General features: G+C 46.6%; 2 protein-coding genes. One reads left to right on the plus strand and one right to left on the minus strand.

Annotated features, from left to right (window positions below; genetic code table 11):
* The first annotated feature begins 411 nt into the window (after positions 1-411).
* Positions 412-3,174 carry a bifunctional acetate--CoA ligase family protein/GNAT family N-acetyltransferase gene (locus tag PN462_RS03610; protein WP_272126595.1) on the plus strand — a complete coding sequence of 921 codons (2,763 nt, stop codon included), beginning with the start codon at positions 412-414 and terminating at the stop codon, positions 3,172-3,174.
* 266 nt (positions 3,175-3,440) lie between these two features.
* On the opposite strand, the gene PN462_RS03615 is transcribed toward PN462_RS03610, so the two are convergent.
* The coding region (locus PN462_RS03615; RefSeq protein WP_272126596.1) for a tetratricopeptide repeat protein at positions 3,441-4,086 on the minus strand (646 nt) is incomplete at its 5' end.

Genomic DNA, 4,086 nt, shown 5'->3' on the forward strand with positions numbered 1-4,086 from the left:
CCTCCCCCACCTCCCCTCATAACCTTTTCTTAAAAAAAAAACTCAACGTTATCTTACCATTAAGGAAATGATACCTATTCTTATTGCTTCTTAATTCAGACTGAAAAATCTAAAAAAAATACAAAGTTTTGGGACATTAGCCCAAGTTGGGATTAAAGAATAGAACTGAATCAGGTTTGGCTGCAACTCCCATCAAGTGGGGACTTTGCTCCTTGAGTGAGTAGTTATCTTTGCCAAAAATCACAGTTTTTGAAGACTTCCGAAACCATGATTTAAAATAACAAAGGAGCGATAGAATTATTAAAAATTAGCTGCACTGAAAGCCCCCTCTCTCGATTGCCTGTATCTCGATTTCCTGTCCACCGAACTGCAATGTAATCTGCTGTACAAAAATTGATTTAGGAGTAATCCATGGTAACACCAACAAATACAACCCGAACGGCTGATCCGGCTCAAAACGTGCTACGCTACGAACGTCAACCCCTTGATGTCTTTTTTCAACCCCAATCTGTGGCGGTGATTGGGGCGAGTGAAAAGCCTGGGGGTGTGGGACGAACTTTATTATGGAATTTAATTAGTAATCCCTTTGGAGGGACGGTATTTCCGGTGAACCCGAAGCGGGCCAGTGTGTTGGGGATTAAAGCCTATCCCAATATTTCAGCGATTCCGGAGAAGGTGGATTTGGCGGTGATTGCCATTCCCGCGGCCTATGTGCCTGGGGCGATTCGAGAATGTGTTGCTGCGGGAGTGAAAGGGGCGATTATTATCTCTGCGGGGTTTAAGGAAATTGGCTCTCAAGGGGTGCAATTGGAGCAGGAAATTTTAGAGATTGCTCGGGCTGGTAGAATGCGGATTATTGGCCCCAACTGTTTGGGGGTGATGAGTCCGGTGAATGGGCTAAATGCAACGTTTGCAGGCGCGATCGCGGGCCCCGGTAATGTGGGCTTTATCAGTCAAAGTGGGGCGTTATGTACCTCGATTCTGGACTGGAGTTTTCGGGAAAATGTGGGCTTTAGTGCCTTTATTTCCATTGGCTCTATGTTAGATGTCAATTGGGGAGACTTAATTGATTATCTCGGTGATGATCCCAATACCCACAGTATTGTCATTTATATGGAAACCATTGGCAATGCCAAATCCTTCATCTCTGCGGCCCGAGAAGTAGCCCGGACCAAACCCATTATCGTCATTAAAGCCGGACGCACCGATGCGGCTGCGGCGGCTGCCGCCTCCCATACCGGGGCTTTAGCGGGAAGTGATGCGGTTTTAAATGCTGCTTTCCGTCGCTGTGGGGTGTTACGGGTGAATAATATTGATGACTTGTTTAATATGGCGGAAGTGCTAGCCAAACAACCACGGCCCAAAGGCAAACGCCTCACCATTCTTACCAATGCCGGGGGGCCGGGAGTCCTCACCACCGATGCGTTAATTTCGGAGGGGGGAGAGTTGGCGAAACTCTCCGATGACACGAAACAGGAATTGGATGACATCTTACCCACCCACTGGAGTCACGCCAACCCTATTGATATTTTGGGGGATGCGGACCCCGATCGCTATGCCAAATCCATTGAAATTGCCCTCAAGGATAAAAATAGTGATGGGTTATTGGCCATTCTTACCCCCCAAGCAATGACTGATCCCACCAAAACGGCCCGTCGCTTTGTGGAAATTCTCCAAGGGAATCCCCCGAAAAAGCCCATTTTAGCCAGTTGGATGGGGGGAGATGGCATTACCCCAGGGGAACAGATTCTCAATAATTCTAAAATCTTTACCCTGCCTTTTCCGGATACGGCAGCCCATGTGTTTAACTATATGTGGCAATATGCCTATAACTTACGGGGCCTCTATGAAACCCCCCATCTCCCCAGCGATGAGGATGAAAATGCTCCGAATCGGCAAGAGGTGCAGCAGATGTTAGAGACGGTGAAAGAGGAAGGCCGGACCCTGTTAACGGAGTTTGAGTCGAAAAAACTGTTAGAAGCCTATGGGATACCTACGGTGACAACGCGCATTGCGACGAATGAGGAGGAGGCGATCGCCCAAGCCGAAAAAATTGGCTATCCTGTAGTTTTAAAACTCAATTCCACCACCATCACCCATAAAACCGATGTGGGAGGAGTGCGTTTATTACTCCAAGATGCAGAAACCGTCCGTAAAGCCTATCAGGCCATTGAGTCTTCTGTGGCCGAGAAAGTCGGGGCCCACCATTTCCAAGGGGTGACAGTCCAACCCATGTTAAAAATGTCTCAAGGGGATTATGAGTTAATTCTCGGTAGCAGTCTTGATCCCCAATTTGGCCCAGTGTTACTGTTTGGGACTGGGGGATCGTTGGTAGAAGTGTTTAAAGATAGTTCGTTGGGGTTGCCCCCTTTAAATACTACTTTGGCCCGACGGATGATGGAACAAACCAAGATTTATCGCGCTTTACAGGGAGTCCGCGGCCAGAAAGGGGTGGATATTGAGGCTTTAGAACAATTATTAGTCCGGTTTAGCTTATTGGTGGCTGAACAACCGTGGATTAAGGAAATGGATATTAATCCTTTGTTAGCGTCTAGTGAACATTTAATTGCTTTGGATGCGCGGGTGGTGTTACATGAGGCTGAGACCCAACCTTTACCTAAACCGGCCATTTCTCCCTATCCCTTGCAATATGTGCAACCTTGGACCTTACCCGATGGGAAAGAAATGGTGATTCGTCCGATTCGGCCCGAAGATGAACCTTTAGTGCGTCAGTTTCACGAACCTTTGTCCCAAGAGAGTGTATATTTGCGTTATTTCCATCTTATGTCTCTCACCAGTCGGGTAGCCCATGATCGTCTCTCTCGGATTTGTTTTATTGATTATGACCGAGAAATGGCTCTCGTTGCCGATTATAAGGACCCAGAGACGGGTGAACATGAAATTTTAGGGATTGCCCGGTTGAGTCAGTTACATGGCTTGAATGAGGCGGAATTTGCTATGATTGTTAGCGATCGCTATCAACATCAAGGGTTAGGAACTGAGTTATTATCTCGTTTGGTGGAGATTGGCAAAAAACGGTCGTTGAATCGCATTAGTGCGGATATTTTACCGGAAAATGGCCCGATGCAGCGTGTCTGCGAAAAGGTCGGATTTCAGTTACACCGCACGGCCCCAGATATTGTCACCGCAGAGATTCAGTTTGGGGAGGAATAATGGATAATTAATTGGTTGTTGGTTGTTGGTTGTTTGTGAACAAGGGAACAGGGAACAGGGAACAGGGAACAGTAAACAGTAATGTTGTTTGTTCTTGCTTCTTTGTTCTCCCCCAGAGGGAGGAGAGAGAATAGAGGAGAGAGGATAGAGAAAAAATTACAGACTACTCACTTCTCACTTCTCACTTTTCTCTCCTCACTTCTTCCCCCCATCTCCCCTATCTTCCCCATCTCCCCTGGCTGACCACTGATAGCTGAATGCTTACCTTAATTGTCTGCTTGCAATTTTTCATAGGCAAGTTTGCGGTTATTTTGGGCTTTAGTATAGTTAGGATTTAGTTTGAGAGCGCGATCAAAATCTTTGATAGCTTGTTCATATTTTCCTAATTTGTAGTAAGCCCATCCCCGGTTGGTATAAGGAAGATATAATAAGGGATTATTAAATTCAATAGACTGGTTGTAATCTTGGAGCGCTTCCTCGTATTTTTCTAAGTCCGAGTAGGCAAGACCCCGGTTGTTGTAGGCTAGGGCTAATTCGGGGTCAAGTTGTAGGGCTTGGTTGTAATCTGCGATCGCTTCCTCGTATTTTTCTAAGTCCGAGTAGGCAAGACCCCGACCGATGTAGGCTAGGGCATATTCAGGGTCAAGAGAGAGGGCTTGGTTGTAATCTTGGAGCGCTTCCTCGTATTTTTCTAAGTAATAGTAGGCATTCCCCCGGTTGTAGTAGGCATAGGCATATTCGGGGTCAAGTTGTAGGGCTTGGTTGTAATCTTTGATCGCTTCCTCGTATTTTTCTAAGTCCGAGTAGGCATTCCCCCGGTTGTAGTAGGCATAGGCATATTCAGGGTCAAGAGAGAGGGCTTGGTTGTAATCTTGGAGCGCTTCCTCGTATTTTTCTAAGTCCGAGTAGGCA

It is taken from the genome of Spirulina sp. CS-785/01 (assembly GCF_028330525.1).
GTDB lineage: Bacteria > Cyanobacteriota > Cyanobacteriia > Cyanobacteriales > Spirulinaceae > JAQMSD01.